The organism is Pontibacillus salipaludis (assembly GCF_014642405.1).
In the GTDB taxonomy this organism is placed as follows: Bacteria; Bacillota; Bacilli; order Bacillales; family BH030062; genus Pontibacillus; species Pontibacillus salipaludis.
Genome location: NZ_BMIN01000011.1, coordinates 1 through 15,629, shown reverse-complemented (window position 1 = coordinate 15,629; position 15,629 = coordinate 1). Strand labels below are relative to the sequence as shown.

Here is a 15,629-nt window from a genome sequence, read left to right as displayed (position 1 = left end):
GGGGTGAAACGTGTTGCCTGAGTTACCAGAGGTCGAAACAATCAAGAAAACATTACAGCATCTTGTAACTGAGAAAACCATAAAAGAGACAGATGTGTTTTGGGGGAATATCATCCAGCGCCCGAAAGACCCTGAAGAATTTAAAATGCTTTTAAAAGGACAAACCATCCATGAGTTAAAACGTCGCGGGAAGTTTTTGTTGTTTTATTTGGATACACACGTGATGATTTCTCACTTAAGAATGGAAGGAAAGTATGGGGTTTTTCAAAGTGGCGATGAGATTGCAAAACATACACATGTTATTTTTCGTTTTACAGATGGAACTGAACTTCGATATCAAGATGTAAGGAAGTTTGGGACCATGCACATCTATCCAATTGGAGAAGAATTCAAAGGAGCTCCTTTAGACCAGCTTGGACCTGAACCCTTTGATCCATTATTCACTCCAGATCACTTATACAATAAGCTAAAGAAAACGTCCCGGCATGTAAAAACCGCCCTATTAGATCAAATGATTGTAACAGGTCTTGGGAATATATATGTAGATGAAGCTTTGCATCGTTCTTCCATCCACCCTGAAAGAAAGGGGAAGGATATCACAAAGTCAGATGCCGTTCGTCTACATGGTGAAATTGTTTCCACGCTTCAAGAAGCAGTGGAACAGGGAGGTACCACAATTCGCTCTTATGTGAATACCCAAGGGCAAATTGGAATGTTTCAACAGCGTCTGAAAGTTTATGGGCGACAAGACGAAGCATGTGAACGGTGTGGGACAGTTATTTCAAAAACAAAAGTCGGTGGGAGAGGAACTCATTTCTGCAGCCAATGTCAGCCTGAGTAAACGCTTTGTCTGACAGTAACAGTGGGTAGGCTCCTTTCATATACTATGCGTAAATATGAGAGAAGGAGCTTACCGGCTATGGCACCATTCACTACCCTCATCCTACTTGCTTTTGCAGTAAGTTTAGATAGTTTCACGGTTGGATTTACTTATGGACTAAGGAAGATGGGGCTTTCTTTACGAGCCATTGGAGTTATTGCGATGGTTTCAGCTGTTTCATTCTTTCTGTCTATGATGATTGGGAACATGATTGCCCATTTTCTCTCTCCTCACATTACCGAAATGTTTGGCGGGGGGATATTGATCGCTATTGGAATATGGGTGCTTTATCAGTTTTTTAGAACGGAAAAACCTACAGAAACAAAAGATCCCTCTTCTTATCTATTTAATTTGGAGATTAAATCTCTTGGGATCGTCATTCAAATTTTACGAAAACCGATGAGCGCTGATATAGATCAGTCGGGTTCCATTAATGGTTTTGAAGCATTTCTTTTAGGGATAGCCCTTTCTCTTGATGCTTTTGGTGCCGGAATTGGCGCAGCCATGTTTGGTTTCTCTCCACTGACAACAGCTTTACTTATTGCGTTCATGAGCAGTTTCTTTCTTTGGATTGGATTAAAAAGCGGTTACTGGTTATCTTACTTTAAGTGGATTCAACGGTTGACATTTTTACCAGGACTCTTATTAATCGTTATAGGAATGTTGAAATTTACGTAGTAGGAGGCTTTTAATGGGTGTCGTTATAGGATTAACAGGTAGCATTGCAACAGGGAAAAGTACTGTATCATTAATGTTTGATGATTATGGGATTCCTGTAGTGGATGCGGATAAATTATCTCGCGAGGTCGTGAAACCAGGCCGCGATGCTTATAATCAAATTGTAAGCGTTTTTGGTGAAGGGATTTTAAGAGAAGATCACACACTAGATCGAAAAGCACTTGGAGAAATTGTTTTTAATAATGACGAAAAGAGAAAGCAGCTCAATGAAATCGTACACCCTGCTGTGCGTTCGGAGATGGTCCGGGAACGTGATCAATATTTAATGCAAGGGGACAAGGCGGTTGTATTAGATATCCCATTATTATTTGAGAGCCAGTTAACGGATTACGTAGATAAAACGCTCGTTGTTGCCGTAGACGAAGAGGTTCAACTCAAGCGCTTAATGGAACGGGATGGAAGCACAAAAGAAGAAGCACTTAGTCGCATTCGCTCTCAGATCTCAATTACAGAAAAGTCCAGAATGGCTGATGAAGTAATCGATAACAACGGATCAAAGAAAGAAACCTATGATCAACTTGATGCTATACTGCGCAAGTGGGAAATCCTCCCGTAATAGAAAGTGGCTGCTCTTATAACAAGAGCAGCCTTATTTTTATTGGAGTAACTTGGTATTCCACAATCGTCCCAATCGCCCGCTTATGTGGAAGACCCGAAGATGAGATATTTTAGCAGGGGTGGGCCGTTACGTTTGATGAGTGGTTGGGCTTGCTCGGGGACAACTCGCTTTCCTGCGGGGAGCTGGGAAGCCTCCTCGTTCGCTTTCGCTCTCTGTGGGGTCTCCCCTAGGCTCCTTTTCCCGCGGGAGTCTCGCAGTCCCCGAGCAAGCCCTGGCTTTAAATAGGTGAACGGCCCCACAATTTAACATCATGAGATCTGATATCCCCCTATATGGCATGTTTTCGTTCCCCTAATATGACAAAGGTGGGCCTGGAAACTGCGAGACTCCCGTGGGCAGAAGAGCTTAGGTGAGACCCCGGAGCCCGGCTTGCCGGGTGAGGAGGCTCACCAGCTCCCCACAGGAAAGCGAGTGGTTTCCAGGCCCACCTTACACTCAACTAAAGCAAACGGAAACATCCTCAGCTTCGAGTTTTCAAGCTAGCTAGTAATCTATAAACAGCACATTAGCTTTCATTTACTGAGGGATAGATGCATATATTACAATAAAGTTTGGAAAAAAACCACAATCTACTCCCTAGGATTCCTTTATTGTGTTATACTAATCATGCGAAATATCAATAAAGTGTATCATAAATGAGAGGGGTATGCAGAATGAAGTCACGCGTTGCTATTAATGGTTTTGGTCGAATTGGTCGAATGGTGTTTCGCCAAGCGATTTTAGATAAGCAGGTAGAGGTTGTTGCTATTAATGCCAGCTACCCTCCTGAAACGCTAGCTCATTTAATCAAGTATGATAGTGTGCATGGTCATTTTCAAGGAGAAGTGAAAGCGCTTGAAGATGGAATTGAAATAGATGGAAAAAAGGTTCATTTGTTTGCTTCAAGAGACCCTAAACAACTTCCTTGGAAAGAACATGAAGTGGATATTGTTATCGAAGCTACAGGGAAGTTTAAGACCAAAGAAACAGCGGGACAGCATATCGAAGCGGGCGCAAAAAAAGTCGTTATTACAGCTCCAGGGAAAGAAGTGGATGCAACCATTGTTATGGGCGTAAATGAGAGCGTTTACATCGATGAAGAGCATGATGTGATCTCTAATGCTTCTTGTACGACCAATTGTTTAGCTCCGGTAGTAAAAGTATTAGATGAACAGTTTGGTATTGAGAACGGATTAATGACAACGGTTCATGCCTTTACGAACGATCAGCAGAACTTAGATAATCCACATAAAGACTTGAGACGTGCGAGAGGTTGTACACAATCTATTATTCCAACTTCAACAGGCGCTGCTAAGGCGTTAGGTGAAGTGATTCCTCATTTAAATGGAAAAATGCATGGTATGGCGTTAAGAGTACCTACACCAAACGTTTCTCTCGTAGACTTGGTGGTGGACGTTAAGCGGAACGTATCTGCAGATCAAATCAATCAAGCCTTCCTACATGCTTCTAAGAATGATTTGAAAGGAATTCTTCATTACTCTGATGAACCGCTCGTATCTGTTGATTACACGACATCTGAATACTCCTCTATTATTGACGGTCTTTCTACAATCGTGATGGATGACCGCAAAGTGAAAGTTTTGGCTTGGTACGACAATGAGTGGGGCTATTCAAAACGTGTGTTGGATCTTGTGAAATTTGTAGGAACTCACTTAGCTGCACGTGAAGAAGCCCGTGTTTCTTGAAAGTCTAGAGAAATAAAATAATTGGATAATCCCCCTTTGATGTTTTATACTACTAACAAAGCTTAAACGACCACGTCCGTTTATATGTGATAAAAAAACTTATTGCAAAATATAGGGAAACACTATATACTAACTTTTGAACTTCGAAATACCGACGAACCTATGACTGCTTAAAGGGTTAGGACCTCTTAGGACTAACTTGCCCCCGTGGTAGTGCATAAGCTTGACGTTTAGAAGTAAACTTTTTTGGTTTTAAAGGGGGACTACCGATGGACACAATGGGTAGACACGTAATTGCAGAACTTTGGGATTGTAATACAGAAAAGCTGAACGATATGACAATGATTGAACAAATTTTCGTAGATGCTGCTTTAAAAGCAGGTGCGGAAGTTCGAGAAGTTGCTTTTCACAAATTTGCACCACACGGCGTTAGTGGCGTCGTTATTATTTCTGAATCTCACTTAACCATTCACAGTTTTCCAGAACATGGATATGCAAGTATTGATGTATACACGTGCGGGGATCGGATAGACCCTAATGTAGCAGCCCAATATATTGCACAATCACTAGAAGCTAAAACACAAGAAACAGTTGAAGTCCCAAGAGGTATGGGGCCTGTCGAAGTAAAGAAATTCAACGTACTCTAATATAAATGTTCGAAAGAAAGTACTCTTATGAAGAGTACTTTCTTTTTTATGGCGCTTTAAAAGTCCGAAAAGGACTTTATATCCCTAGTTACATATCTAATATAAAACCATTTCTACAAAATATTTCAGATTTCTTAATAGGTGAAAACGAGGGTAAACCCCTTTTTAACGGAATTATTTAGGTATGAATGCAGAAAAAGTGAAATTCTTGACAGAAGTGTGTATTTAACCTTTTCTAATTTTTGATATAATAGATTAGAGGTGGACGCATATGAATATTAAACAATGGTTTTCAACATATTTTACGAATCATGCCGAAACAAGTGAAGAACACTGGAATGAAGCTCTTCGAACGCATTATTTTAAAACAACAAAAGATAAAGCATTTACTCAGCTAGAGGATTATTATAACAATTCAAGTAAATATAAATTGGTCTCATCTTCTATTGAACATGGTGAGATGAGCTTGCAAACGGTGAAAGGGAAGAAAGCATTTATCGTCGTTAGTATAGTAATGGTTCAACCGTATAGAACTGCGATTGACTATTCTGTTACCACGGAATCTGCCTTACCGTTTGACTTCGGGAATAGCCATAAGTTAATTCAAAAGCAACATGAAGAAATTAGGGAACTCCTTCCGTTTTTGGAAACGGCTATGGCTCATAAAATGTAGAAAAATGTGGAGTTGATTTATCTGTGAAATGTCCTAATTGTAATTATAAGAGCACTAGGGTGTTGGATTCGCGTCCGGTCGAAGAGGGTAAATCGATTCGACGCAGACGGGAATGCGAAGAGTGCCACTTTCGTTTTACAACGTTTGAAAGAATTGAAGAAGTCCCACTGATTGTTGTCAAAAAAGAGGGGACTCGTGAAGAATTTAGTCGAGAGAAGTTGATGAGAGGTCTAATTCGAGCATGTGAGAAACGACCTGTTGCTGTTGATGAACTTGAGACAATTGCCATGGAAATTGAACGGGAATTAAGAAATCGTGGTGTCTCTGAAGTTAATAGTAAGGAAATTGGAGAAATGGTAATGGACAGACTTGCGCATATTGATGAAGTTGCATATGTCCGCTTTGCCTCAGTTTATAGGCAGTTTAAGGATATAAATGTATTTCTTGATGAATTAAAAGATTTGATTAAACAAGATCCAGAGGGGTAATAGAATAGGGCCGAGTGGCTCTTTTCTTTTTTAGAAGCAAGATCAATGTATACTTAGAAGAAAATCACAGAAAAGAAGCAGGTTTATCTATTTCCTTCGTAATAGAATAGAGCCATTACACCAAGAATATGAGGAAGGAGGGAGTTTAATGAACCATACATCAATTGGGAAGCTTTTACCGGTAGATGGGTTTCGGTTAACAGTCGCTCGGAGCATGCCCATGGATTTCACAACGTCCCTGACTCATTTATATCAACCTTTAATCGGGAATGAATCCATTAGTTTATACCAAACGTTATTGTCAGAGTATGATCTGCAAGATGAGGTGGGAGGTGTAAATACACACCACTTATTGATGAGTTACCTCAATCTCCCTTTAAATCATATTTACGAAGCAAGGAAACGATTAGAAGCCATAGGGCTTCTTCGAACTTTTGTTGATCAATCTGAGGATCAAACGGTTTATACGTATGTACTACTTCGTCCATTCACCCCGAGTGAATTCTTTGCGGACGAGATGCTATCCTTGTTACTATATCATCATCTTGGTCAACAAAAGTACGAACGATTACAACGTACGTTTTCGGGTGGTTCATCCTCATCACGAAAAGGTGAAGAAGTCACGTCTACCTTTGAGGACGTATTTTCAATGGGTGGAGTAACCACTGAACCACCACCCACTCACTTTAATGAGCAAGACCAAGAATTAGTCGAGAGTCAAGGTGCCAACATACAAGAGAGCAGAATTGACTTTTCTTATATAAAACAATCACTTGACCAGAGAATGTTACCTGTGCAGAGTATACTTTCCAATCGGAACCAAAAGGTGCTAACTCAACTTTCTTTGTTATATAATTTAACTACTAATGATGTTGAAAAAGCGATTTTGTGGGCTCTTAATGATGAGAATCAATTAGACCTTTCTGAGTTAAAAGAGGCTTGTCACGACCTTTACCAAAGCAAAGGTGGTCAAAGTGAAAATCTTCATGTCACTCATCAACGTGATTCATTATCTGTCTCTAATGACCAAGATGCTTCAAAAGAGCAACCAGATAACAAAGAAGAAGCACTAATTAAACGCTTAGAACATATCTCTCCTAGAGAACTGTTGTTAGATCTCTCGGGAGGAGCGGAACCTCCTGAGAAGGATTTACGTATGATTCGTGATATTATGACTCAACAAGGATTAACACCTGGTGTGATGAATGTGTTAATTTATTATGTATTACTAAAAACAGATATGAAGTTATCAAAGAATTACATGGAAACGATCGCAGGGCATTGGACAAGACTTCAGGTAAAAACCGTTCGCCATGCAATGCGAGTTGCGAAGACAGAAAATAAAAAGTATCAGCAATGGGCAAATAACCGTAAAAGCGGAGGGAACCGTTCTTATAACAAAAATCAAAAGCAAGACGTCCTTCCTGATTGGTTTAAAGATCAAAAAGGTCAAAAAGATCAAAAAGGTCAGTCAAGTGAAGATCAGGCTCCAAAACGCAAAGATGGGAAATCTGCCTCTGATATTGAACGTGAAAAGCAAGAGTTAGCAGAAGCTTTGAAGAACATGGATGATTAACGTTTACGAATAATTTGATTTAAGGATGAGTGAAATGGAACCGATCCAAACAGCTTTGAAGAAATGGATGAGGGAAAGTAAGAACTTTCAAGAGCATTACCAAAGTATGCGTGAGGCAATCTTGAAAGATCCTGATATTCAACAAATTTTGCAGGAGCACTCGAACCTCTCTCGTCATGATGTAGAACGCCACTTAATGAAATTATATGAGTATCAATCTCAATCTAAGCGCTGTGAAGGATGCCCTTCTCTGGAAAATTGTCAGAATTTGGTCTCAGGTTACTCTCCGAATCTTCATGTTCAGGGGAAAGAGATTAGGCTGACGTATGAGATGTGTCCTCGTAAAAGACAATCTCAACAACAGGAAGAAAAGCGTTCATTCATTAACAGTTTGTATATGCCAAAAGATATTGTTGAAGCTAAGTTTAAGGACTTAGATCCGGATGATCGTTACGAAGCGATCCGTCAAGCGATGAACTACACAGAAAATGCCGAAACGGAAAAAGGGAATAAAGGTCTATATTTTCATGGACCGTTTGGTGTTGGAAAAACACACCTTTTAGGAGCTATTGCCAATAAATTAGCGAATAAACGAATTGCCTCTTACCTTATTTACATGCCTGAACTAGTTCGTGAAATGAAGTCTTCATTAGGGGACAACACGCTAAAAGAGAAAGTTGAAAAGTTCAAAACGGTACCGGTTTTGATGCTTGATGATATTGGAGCTGAATCCATGTCATCTTGGTTCCGTGATGAAATATTAGGCTCAATCCTACAGTATCGTATGATGGAACGTTTACCTGTTTTCTTTACTTCTAATTACAATTTAGAGGAATTGGAAAAGCATCTTATGACGAACAACCGTGGAGATGTTGAGCAATTGAAAGCTGGGAGAATTATTGAACGTATTAAACAAGTAAGTAACCCGGTAGAAGTAATTGGACAGAATCGACGTAGCTAAAACAATAAGTGTACCGTTAGCAGCTCTGCCGGAGGGTCATCCCTCTGGCAGAGCTGCTTTTTTCTCCGCATAAGAGGATGTTTCCTTTGCTTTAGTAGAGTGTAAGGTGGGCCTGGAAACCACTCGCTTTCCTGTGGGGAGCTGGTGAGCCTCCTCACCCGGCAAAGCCGGGCTCCGGGGTCTCACCTAGATTGAAAGGTGCAGGCGTGGTGCCTAGGACCGTACGGATAAGACAGCTTTTTGGAAAAGGCGACTAGCCTTTGTAAAAAAGATGACTTATCACGCTAGGTCCTCCACGCCGAAACTAGACTGGCTCTTCTGCCCACGGGAGTCTCGCAGTTTCCAGCCCCACCTTCCCCGTATTGAGAGATACGGAAACAAGCGAGATGTAGATTCAGTAAGGCTTCAACAACGCCCGAGCAGCGGGGTGATTGTACTTACAAGACAAGAGGGACTGGGGGACGTTGTTCTCCAGCTCCCTAGCTCCCTATAAAGGTACCGGACCCACAAGCACAATAAAGTTTCTTGGGTTCCAGTCTTCAAAGTTAATGCCATTGATATTGAATAACTCCCTATCCAAAAGTTGTGCCAGAGAGAGGTATTGAAGTTTTTTTAATGAGAATAATCATTTTTCGCGTTTTCTTCCCATATACTGTAACAGTTTCTTGTAGCATTCGTGGAGGGAGGGAAGACGTTGGCCGAGATCTATTTTTCTAATAAAGAAGAAGCCTTATCATTTTGTGATTTTCTATTTGCTCAGAAAGATGAAATGAGCGTGCAGTGGCATTATCACAAGAAATGGGGGCATGTTGTTCTTGTTAACGAAAATCAGGAGAAAGAGGAACGGGTCGTACGCGGACTAATCCATGTCTATGTCGTACATAGAGAGCGATCCTGGTTAATAGACATCATACGGAATTGCTACTACTTCAGTGACGATGATGAAGTAGCTCACATATATGAATTGTGTTGTTCTTTTAGGGACGAGCCAGATCAGTGGGGTGAAGATCACCCTTCTTCTTATCGCCACAGTCAACAATTAGAGCGGTTGAGAGAGGTTTTTAAAGAGGCACTCGAGAAAGGGGAAGGGTTTGCATTTGATTCGATCATCACATTTCGCTTTCAGCGATTTTATGATGAGTTGATTGAGGTCGTTGGAGAAGCAATAGATGAATATAAAAGAGAGCAGGATTATCAGACATATATTCAACATCTAAGGGAATACCTGCAAGCTAACCCTTCTAAAGTAGAGAGGTTATCTATTGTGCAAAGCCAACCTTTTATTTTCTATTCTCATAAAGGGCGTCGTTATACATCTGAAGAAATTAAGAAATTGACAAAGGATTATCCTTTATATTTGTTTGGTCTTGGAACAGACGAGCTAGACTTGACTCCTATAATGGCTTTGGCTCCAGATCGGATTAAGATTTACGGAAATGATCCTAGTGATCCTAAAACGCTAACCGTGATGAACATCTTCCAAGAGCGTGCTGAATTTCTTCCGTTAAATAAATTTCCATTTAAAAGATTGTCTCCGTTCTAAAAATGGGCTTGCTTTTCGCATTTATTCCCATTATACTAACTTCTATAAAGTTTAAATTGAATTTATATCAGTGATGATGAGGATAAGAATGAGTTGCATCGGCTTACTCAGAGAGGGAAGTCATAGGCTGGAAGCTTCCTAAGTACGACACTTGTTTACCACCTCTGAACTCTGTTTACGAACAATATAGTAGTAAACAGCGATTCGTCCTCGTTACGGATGTGCTAATGAAGCCACAGTTATGACTGTGGGAATTTGGGTGGAACCACGGGTATAACGCTCGTCCCTTCGCTATTGTGCAAGGGATGGGCGTTTTTTATTTTGGCTTTGTTTATCTATACTAAGACAAAGCAGATCGATTTATTATAAAAGGAGTGACATACACATGTCGGAAGCTATTCAATTAACATTTCCAGATGGTGCGGTTAAGGAGTTCTCGCAAGGAACGACAACAGAGGATGTAGCTGCTTCCATTAGCTCAGGCTTAAAGAAGCAAGCGTTGGCAGGGAAACATAATGGTCAACTGATTGACCTTCGCCGTCCTATTCCTGGTGATGGTTCTATAGAAATCGTAACAATTCGAGATGAAGAAGGCGTAGAGGTTCTTCGTCACTCAACAGCACACCTAATGGCTCAGGCTGTAAAACGCATTTATGGGGAAGTTAACCTAGGAGTAGGCCCTGTTATTGAAAATGGGTTCTATTACGATATGGATCTTGACACGTCTATCACGCCTGAAGACCTGAAGAAGATCGAAAAAGAAATGCAAAAAATCACAAGTGAAAACTTAGAGGTTGAACGTCTAGAGGTTTCCCGTGAAGAAGCTAAAGAGATGTACCGTGAAATTGGTGATGAGTTAAAACTTGAACTGATTGACGACATTCCAGAAGGTGAATCGGTAACCATTTACAAGCAAGGAGAGTTCTTTGATCTTTGTCGTGGACCTCACGTCCCTTCTACAAACAAGATTAAAGTCTTCAAACTATTAAGCGTTTCTGGCGCATACTGGCGTGGAGATAGCGATAATAAAATGCTTCAACGCATCTATGGTACAGCTTTTGAAAAGAAAGATCATTTAGAAGAGTACCTAAAAATGCGTGAAGAGGCTAAAGAGCGTGATCACCGTAAACTAGGGAAAGAGCTAGATATCTTCACAGTTTCGCAAAAGGTAGGGCAAGGCCTTCCTTTATGGCTGCCAAAGGGTGCTACCATTCGTCGTACAATCGAACGTTATATTGTTGATTTAGAGGAACGTCTTGGCTATGACCACGTGTATACACCAGTGCTTGGGTCCGTTGATTTATATAAAACAAGTGGACACTGGGATCATTATCAGGATGACATGTTCCCTACAATGGAGATGGATAATGAAGATTTAGTTCTCCGCCCGATGAACTGTCCTCACCATATGATGGTGTATAAAAATCAGTTACACAGTTACCGTAATTTACCGGTACGTATCGCGGAATTAGGTACCATGCACCGTTATGAAATGTCCGGTGCACTAGCAGGACTTCAACGTGTGCGTGCTATGACGTTGAATGACGCTCACATCTTTGCTCGTCCGGATCAGCTGAAAGAAGAATTCATTCGGGTTGTTCGTATGATTCAAGAAGTATACAAAGACTTTGGTCTTGAAAATTACTACTTCCGTTTGTCCTATCGTGATAAAGAAGATAAAGAGAAGTATGTAGATAATGACGAGATGTGGGATAAAGCGCAAGCTCTTCTCAAGGAAACGATGGAAGACCTAGAAGTAGAGTATGTAGAAGCAGAAGGCGAAGCAGCGTTCTACGGACCGAAATTAGATGTACAAGTGAAAACAGCGCTTGGTAAGGACGAAACGCTTTCAACTGTACAGCTGGACTTCCACTTACCAGAACGTTTTGACTTAACCTACATTGGTGAAGATGGGGCCCACCATCGCCCTGTTGTTATCCACCGAGGTGTCGTTTCAACTATGGAACGTTTCGTTGCCTTCTTAATAGAAGAGTACAAAGGAGCATTCCCAACATGGTTAGCACCTGTTCAAGCGAAGATCATTCCTGTATCTGCTGATGTTCACTTAGATTATGCGAAGAAAGTAGAAGATGAGCTGAAGTATGCAGGCGTGCGTGTTGAAGTAGATGAGCGCGATGAGAAGATTGGTTATAAGATCCGTGAAGCTCAAATGCAAAAAGTCCCTTATCAACTTGTTGTAGGAGATAATGAGATTGAAGCAAGCGGTGTGAACATTCGTCGTTATGGAGAGAAAGACTCTGAAACAAAATCCCTTCAAGACTTCGTAGCTCAGATCAAACAAGAAATAAGTGGAAAGAAATAAATACTTTAATCCCCAAAGCTTAAAAGCTTTGGGGATTTTTATTACAAGTGTTTCATTTCTGATCAACGTACCGTTAAATACATAATATTCCATGTTTTGTGTTATTATGGGTCTAGTGAGAATATGGATATTTATTATGTTTTAGCAAGTAGTAATTATAAGGGAGAGGTGTATATTGTCTAAGGTTACAAAGGTATCTTTATCTGTGATGGTGGCGTCCATTTTGACAATCGGCATTCTTTTTGCAGTGATTATTACTCAAGGTACACACGAGGCAGGGGATGAAGGGGTTGCCGAGACAGCAGGTGGTTCTAATGTAGAAAATGCTGTTGAAGAAGAGACACACTTTGATGGAATTGGAAAAAAGGTCGAAACTGTGCATTATAAGTTTAATGATGCCCTCGGTCATGGGAAATACGAAAGTCTTAATCAACAAGACTTTAACGGACTTAAGGATACGGTCAAACAACTAGAGAGTCTGCTTGATAAGACTGAAGACGAATTGATAAAGAAAGATCTCGAGAACGCACTTTATTACTTGCAGGCAGCCCGTTTCGAACGAGGTACCAAAGAATTAAAAATTGTTCATCGTATCTTGCATGACCTTGATTACAATATCAATGGTCCCACAAGCGATAATAAAGAGTGGGGGTACACCTACTTTGGGAATGGACAAAGTGTACCTAAGTAGAGGTAACAAAGACAAGGAACGAATGTTTCAAATCTTTGTAGGATGCTCGGCTTTATTAGAAATCAATACGTAACTGTGACGCGAATTACTAGGAACAAGTTAAAAATTTAGGTTGCAAATATGATCTATATCATATATCCTTAAAAAGTCATGCACAGAAGATGTGCAGCAAAAAAGATTGGTTTACGTTTGACATTGTTTTTTAAACGTGCTATTCTCAATAAGGTAAACTTAATATTGTCTGAGACAAGTAGAAGCACCCGCTTCTCACCTGATTGACACTCTGATGAGTAGTTACCAGGTATGATTTTCTAAACGTAATTGGGAAACGTGTGGGTGCAGTATGTGTACCGACACTTTTTTTGATTGTCTGAAATTACAACCATGATTGAGATACACTTGTCTATAAACAGACGTATATAAACCTTTTTAATAAACCTTGGAGGTGGCTGGTTATTAGCAAAGATATGATCGTCAATGAAAAGATTCGTGCTCGCGAAGTTCGTCTCATTGATTCAAACGGAGACCAATTAGGCGTTAAATCCAAAAACGAGGCTTTAGATATTGCAGCTAATGCAAATCTTGATCTTGTAATGGTAGCTCCAAATGCGAAACCGCCAGTATGTCGTATCATGGACTATGGTAAATATCGCTTTGAGCAACAGAAGAAAGATAAAGAAGCGCGTAAGAAGCAAAAAGTCATTAACGTGAAGGAAGTTCGCCTTAGCCCTGGTATCGAAGAACATGACTTCAATACGAAGCTACGCAATGCGCGTAAGTTCTTATCGAAGGGTGATAAAGTGAAAGCAGCTGTTCGTTTCCGCGGACGTGCAATCACTCACAAAGAATTAGGCCAAAAAGTGCTTGATCGCTTGGCTGAAGAATGTAAAGATCTTTCTACGGTTGAAACAAAACCGAAAATGGAAGGTCGTAACATGTTTATGATGCTCGCTCCAGTAAACGAGAAGCAATAAACGTGATTCTAACATATTTCTAAAGGGAGGAATTACTCATGTCAAAAATGAAGACTCACAAAGGTTCTCAGAAACGCTTTCGTCGTACAGGTAGTGGCAAAGTTAAACGTTCTCACGCATTCACTAGTCACTTGTTCGCTAACAAATCTCAAAAGCAAAAGCGTAAACTACGTAAAGACACACTAGTATCTAGTGGCGACTTAAAGCGTATCGAAGCTATGCTTCCTAAGAAATAATCGAATTTAACTATTAAGTTGAAATACAGGAGGGAACTATTATGGCACGTGTTAAAGGTGGAACAGTCACTCGCCAACGTCGTAAGCGCGTCTTAAAGCTTGCTAAAGGTTATTATGGTTCAAAACATGCTCTTTTCAAAACAGCAAAACAACAGGTAATGAAATCAGGTCAGTATGCATACCGTGACCGTCGTCAGAAAAAACGTGATTTCCGTAAACTATGGATCGCACGTATTAATGCTGCGGCACGTATGAACGACATTTCTTACAGCCGTCTAATGCACGGACTTAAATTAGCTGGCGTTGAAGTTAACCGCAAAATGCTAGCTGATCTTGCTGTTACTGACGAAAAAGGGTTCGCTGCACTAGCTGAACAAGCTAAAGCCGCTCTTAAATAAGCAGAATCAGACGAAAGCCATTTTCCTACCGTATAGGAAAATGGCTTTTTTTCTTAAATATAGTGGTTATAAACTAACGGAAGGAAGAGGAGAGCTATAGATGGGAGTCATACTCATTTGGTATTTTGTTGCTGTGAACGTCGTTGCGTTGATTCAAATGCAACAGGATAAATCAAGAGCCGTTAAAGAAGAGTGGAGAATTTCTGAAAAACAGTTGTGGATTGTTACCCTTATAGGAGGGTCGCTCGGCACCTATTTAGGTATGAAGTGGTTTCGTCACAAAACCAAGCACACTGCTTTTGTAATAGGGGTACCATGTGCGTTGATTGCTCATTGTATTATGGTAGTGTTCCTAACGATGAGATCATAGCGACATAACTGTTATAGACTTATTGTCATAACCGCTCGTCTTCTGTCATAAGTATGTACTATACCGCTTGGGCGGAAGGGGTGTGTTCATCATGAATCAGTTTGGGACAGTCGCTATGACCGTCTTGGAGGCAAGTGGCTTTTTTGCACCGCTACTCTTCATAAGTTTTCACCTGCTACGTCCACTTTTATTTTTGCCTGTTGCATTTATTTGTATTTCCGGCGGGATTTTGTTTGGCGCTATTACAGGTTCTATTTATAGTGTGATTGGTGTGACTTTATCTAGCTTATTATTTTATAAAATGAGTCAATGGATGCCAAAGACACTTCAAAAGCTTGTGAAATTAAAGCATAAGTTATTTGGGAAGCACTCTAGCTTTTCCACCTCTCAAATTGCATTACTTCGGTTAGTGCCCTTTATTCATTTTCATTTAATATCTCTTTGCATTATAGAAATGTCACAAGGTTTTAAAGATTACATGAAAACATCCTTTTATTCAAATATCCCTTTAGCAGTCGTGTATACCTCTGTTGGACAGTGGATATCGAAGTTATCACCCTTTGTCATGGCAGGCTTTTTACTAATGCTTTTAACCTTCATTTATTTATTAAGGAGAAAGGAAATCGTAATCAAATGGGATGACTTTTTCCAAGCAGGTGCATAAAAAGGCCCGCTCGAATATTCGAGCGGGCCTTTGTGGTGTGTGCCCGACATGGGCGCAAGCTTTAGGGTTAGAGTCCCGAACGGTGAAGGTCGTTGTAGCCGTTAGCCAAGGGCAAGGGTGTCCGGGGTGACCCGGAATCTGAAGGAAGCCGGAGGCAAATTTC

Annotated in this window: 17 protein-coding genes and 2 other annotated features; all 17 genes read left to right on the top strand. The window is 40.5% G+C overall.

The window, feature by feature from the left end:
* The first annotated feature begins 13 nt into the window (after positions 1-13).
* Positions 14-841 carry a DNA-formamidopyrimidine glycosylase gene (gene mutM / locus IEW76_RS12595; protein WP_188654337.1) on the top strand — a complete coding sequence of 276 codons (828 nt, stop codon included), beginning with the start codon at positions 14-16 and terminating at the stop codon, positions 839-841.
* 21 nt (positions 842-862) lie between these two features.
* Positions 863-1,558, top strand: a complete 696-nt coding sequence (ytaF, locus tag IEW76_RS12590; RefSeq protein ID WP_268235065.1) for a sporulation membrane protein YtaF — start codon at positions 863-865, stop codon at positions 1,556-1,558.
* A gap of 13 nt (positions 1,559-1,571) precedes the next feature.
* A complete protein-coding gene (gene coaE, locus IEW76_RS12585; RefSeq protein WP_036784458.1) occupies positions 1,572-2,174 on the top strand; it encodes a dephospho-CoA kinase in 603 nt (200 codons plus the stop codon).
* A 716-nt stretch (positions 2,175-2,890) separates the two neighbouring features.
* A complete protein-coding gene (locus tag IEW76_RS12580; protein WP_188654333.1) occupies positions 2,891-3,922 on the top strand; it encodes a glyceraldehyde-3-phosphate dehydrogenase in 1,032 nt (343 codons plus the stop codon).
* Positions 3,923-4,191: 269 nt separating this feature from the next.
* On the top strand, positions 4,192-4,569 hold the full coding sequence (speD, locus tag IEW76_RS12575; RefSeq protein WP_036784461.1) for an adenosylmethionine decarboxylase: 378 nt from the start codon (positions 4,192-4,194) through the stop codon (positions 4,567-4,569).
* Between the two features lie 271 nt (positions 4,570-4,840).
* Entirely contained in the window at positions 4,841-5,242 is a 402-nt protein-coding gene (locus IEW76_RS12570) for a cytosolic protein (protein WP_188654332.1), read from the top strand.
* Positions 5,243-5,265: 23 nt separating this feature from the next.
* Positions 5,266-5,730 (top strand): transcriptional regulator NrdR, encoded by a 465-nt coding sequence (gene nrdR, locus IEW76_RS12565; RefSeq protein WP_036784465.1) that lies wholly within the window; start codon positions 5,266-5,268, stop codon positions 5,728-5,730.
* 148 nt (positions 5,731-5,878) lie between these two features.
* The gene (locus tag IEW76_RS12560; RefSeq protein WP_188654331.1) at positions 5,879-7,306 is read left to right on the top strand and encodes a replication initiation and membrane attachment family protein; all 1,428 of its coding nucleotides are present in this window, start codon (positions 5,879-5,881) and stop codon (positions 7,304-7,306) included.
* A 34-nt stretch (positions 7,307-7,340) separates the two neighbouring features.
* Positions 7,341-8,267 (top strand): primosomal protein DnaI, encoded by a 927-nt coding sequence (gene dnaI / locus IEW76_RS12555; RefSeq protein WP_188654330.1) that lies wholly within the window; start codon positions 7,341-7,343, stop codon positions 8,265-8,267.
* 694 nt (positions 8,268-8,961) lie between these two features.
* The gene (gene ytxC / locus IEW76_RS12550) at positions 8,962-9,810 is read left to right on the top strand and encodes a sporulation protein YtxC (protein ID WP_188654329.1); all 849 of its coding nucleotides are present in this window, start codon (positions 8,962-8,964) and stop codon (positions 9,808-9,810) included.
* Positions 9,811-9,874: 64 nt separating this feature from the next.
* Positions 9,875-10,101, top strand: a binding site (T-box leader).
* 94 nt (positions 10,102-10,195) lie between these two features.
* Positions 10,196-12,133: a threonine--tRNA ligase gene (gene thrS / locus IEW76_RS12545; RefSeq protein WP_188654328.1), complete on the top strand. Its 1,938-nt coding sequence runs from the start codon at positions 10,196-10,198 to the stop codon at positions 12,131-12,133.
* Positions 12,134-12,308: 175 nt separating this feature from the next.
* A complete protein-coding gene (locus IEW76_RS12540; RefSeq protein ID WP_188654326.1) occupies positions 12,309-12,824 on the top strand; it encodes a hypothetical protein in 516 nt (171 codons plus the stop codon).
* Between the two features lie 242 nt (positions 12,825-13,066).
* Positions 13,067-13,193, top strand: a sequence feature (ribosomal protein L20 leader region).
* Between the two features lie 98 nt (positions 13,194-13,291).
* Positions 13,292-13,798, top strand: coding sequence for a translation initiation factor IF-3 (gene infC, locus IEW76_RS12535; RefSeq protein ID WP_036784481.1), 507 nt, complete (start codon positions 13,292-13,294; stop codon positions 13,796-13,798).
* 38 nt (positions 13,799-13,836) lie between these two features.
* Complete coding sequence (gene rpmI / locus IEW76_RS12530; protein ID WP_188654324.1) at positions 13,837-14,034, top strand: 50S ribosomal protein L35; 198 nt, start codon at positions 13,837-13,839, stop codon at positions 14,032-14,034.
* Between the two features lie 41 nt (positions 14,035-14,075).
* Entirely contained in the window at positions 14,076-14,432 is a 357-nt protein-coding gene (rplT, locus tag IEW76_RS12525; RefSeq protein ID WP_036784486.1) for a 50S ribosomal protein L20, read from the top strand.
* A gap of 100 nt (positions 14,433-14,532) precedes the next feature.
* On the top strand, positions 14,533-14,802 hold the full coding sequence (locus IEW76_RS12520; RefSeq protein ID WP_188654322.1) for a DUF1294 domain-containing protein: 270 nt from the start codon (positions 14,533-14,535) through the stop codon (positions 14,800-14,802).
* Between the two features lie 91 nt (positions 14,803-14,893).
* A complete protein-coding gene (locus tag IEW76_RS12515; RefSeq protein ID WP_188654320.1) occupies positions 14,894-15,466 on the top strand; it encodes a TVP38/TMEM64 family protein in 573 nt (190 codons plus the stop codon).
* Positions 15,467-15,629 lie beyond the last annotated feature (163 nt).

Bases quoted from the DNA above. Each gene is read 5' to 3' on its own strand.
- coaE (WP_036784458.1), top strand. From the start codon at position 1,572: ATGGGTGTCGTTATAGGATTAACAGGTAGCATTGCAACAGGGAAAAGT.
- IEW76_RS12580 (WP_188654333.1), top strand. From the start codon at position 2,891: ATGAAGTCACGCGTTGCTATTAATGGTTTTGGTCGAATTGGTCGAATG.
- speD (WP_036784461.1), top strand. From the start codon at position 4,192: ATGGACACAATGGGTAGACACGTAATTGCAGAACTTTGGGATTGTAAT.
- IEW76_RS12570 (WP_188654332.1), top strand. From the start codon at position 4,841: ATGAATATTAAACAATGGTTTTCAACATATTTTACGAATCATGCCGAA.
- IEW76_RS12560 (WP_188654331.1), top strand. From the start codon at position 5,879: ATGAACCATACATCAATTGGGAAGCTTTTACCGGTAGATGGGTTTCGG.
- dnaI (WP_188654330.1), top strand. From the start codon at position 7,341: ATGGAACCGATCCAAACAGCTTTGAAGAAATGGATGAGGGAAAGTAAG.
- thrS (WP_188654328.1), top strand. From the start codon at position 10,196: ATGTCGGAAGCTATTCAATTAACATTTCCAGATGGTGCGGTTAAGGAG.
- infC (WP_036784481.1), top strand. From the start codon at position 13,292: ATGATCGTCAATGAAAAGATTCGTGCTCGCGAAGTTCGTCTCATTGAT.
- rpmI (WP_188654324.1), top strand. From the start codon at position 13,837: ATGTCAAAAATGAAGACTCACAAAGGTTCTCAGAAACGCTTTCGTCGT.
- rplT (WP_036784486.1), top strand. From the start codon at position 14,076: ATGGCACGTGTTAAAGGTGGAACAGTCACTCGCCAACGTCGTAAGCGC.
- IEW76_RS12520 (WP_188654322.1), top strand. From the start codon at position 14,533: ATGGGAGTCATACTCATTTGGTATTTTGTTGCTGTGAACGTCGTTGCG.
- IEW76_RS12515 (WP_188654320.1), top strand. From the start codon at position 14,894: ATGAATCAGTTTGGGACAGTCGCTATGACCGTCTTGGAGGCAAGTGGC.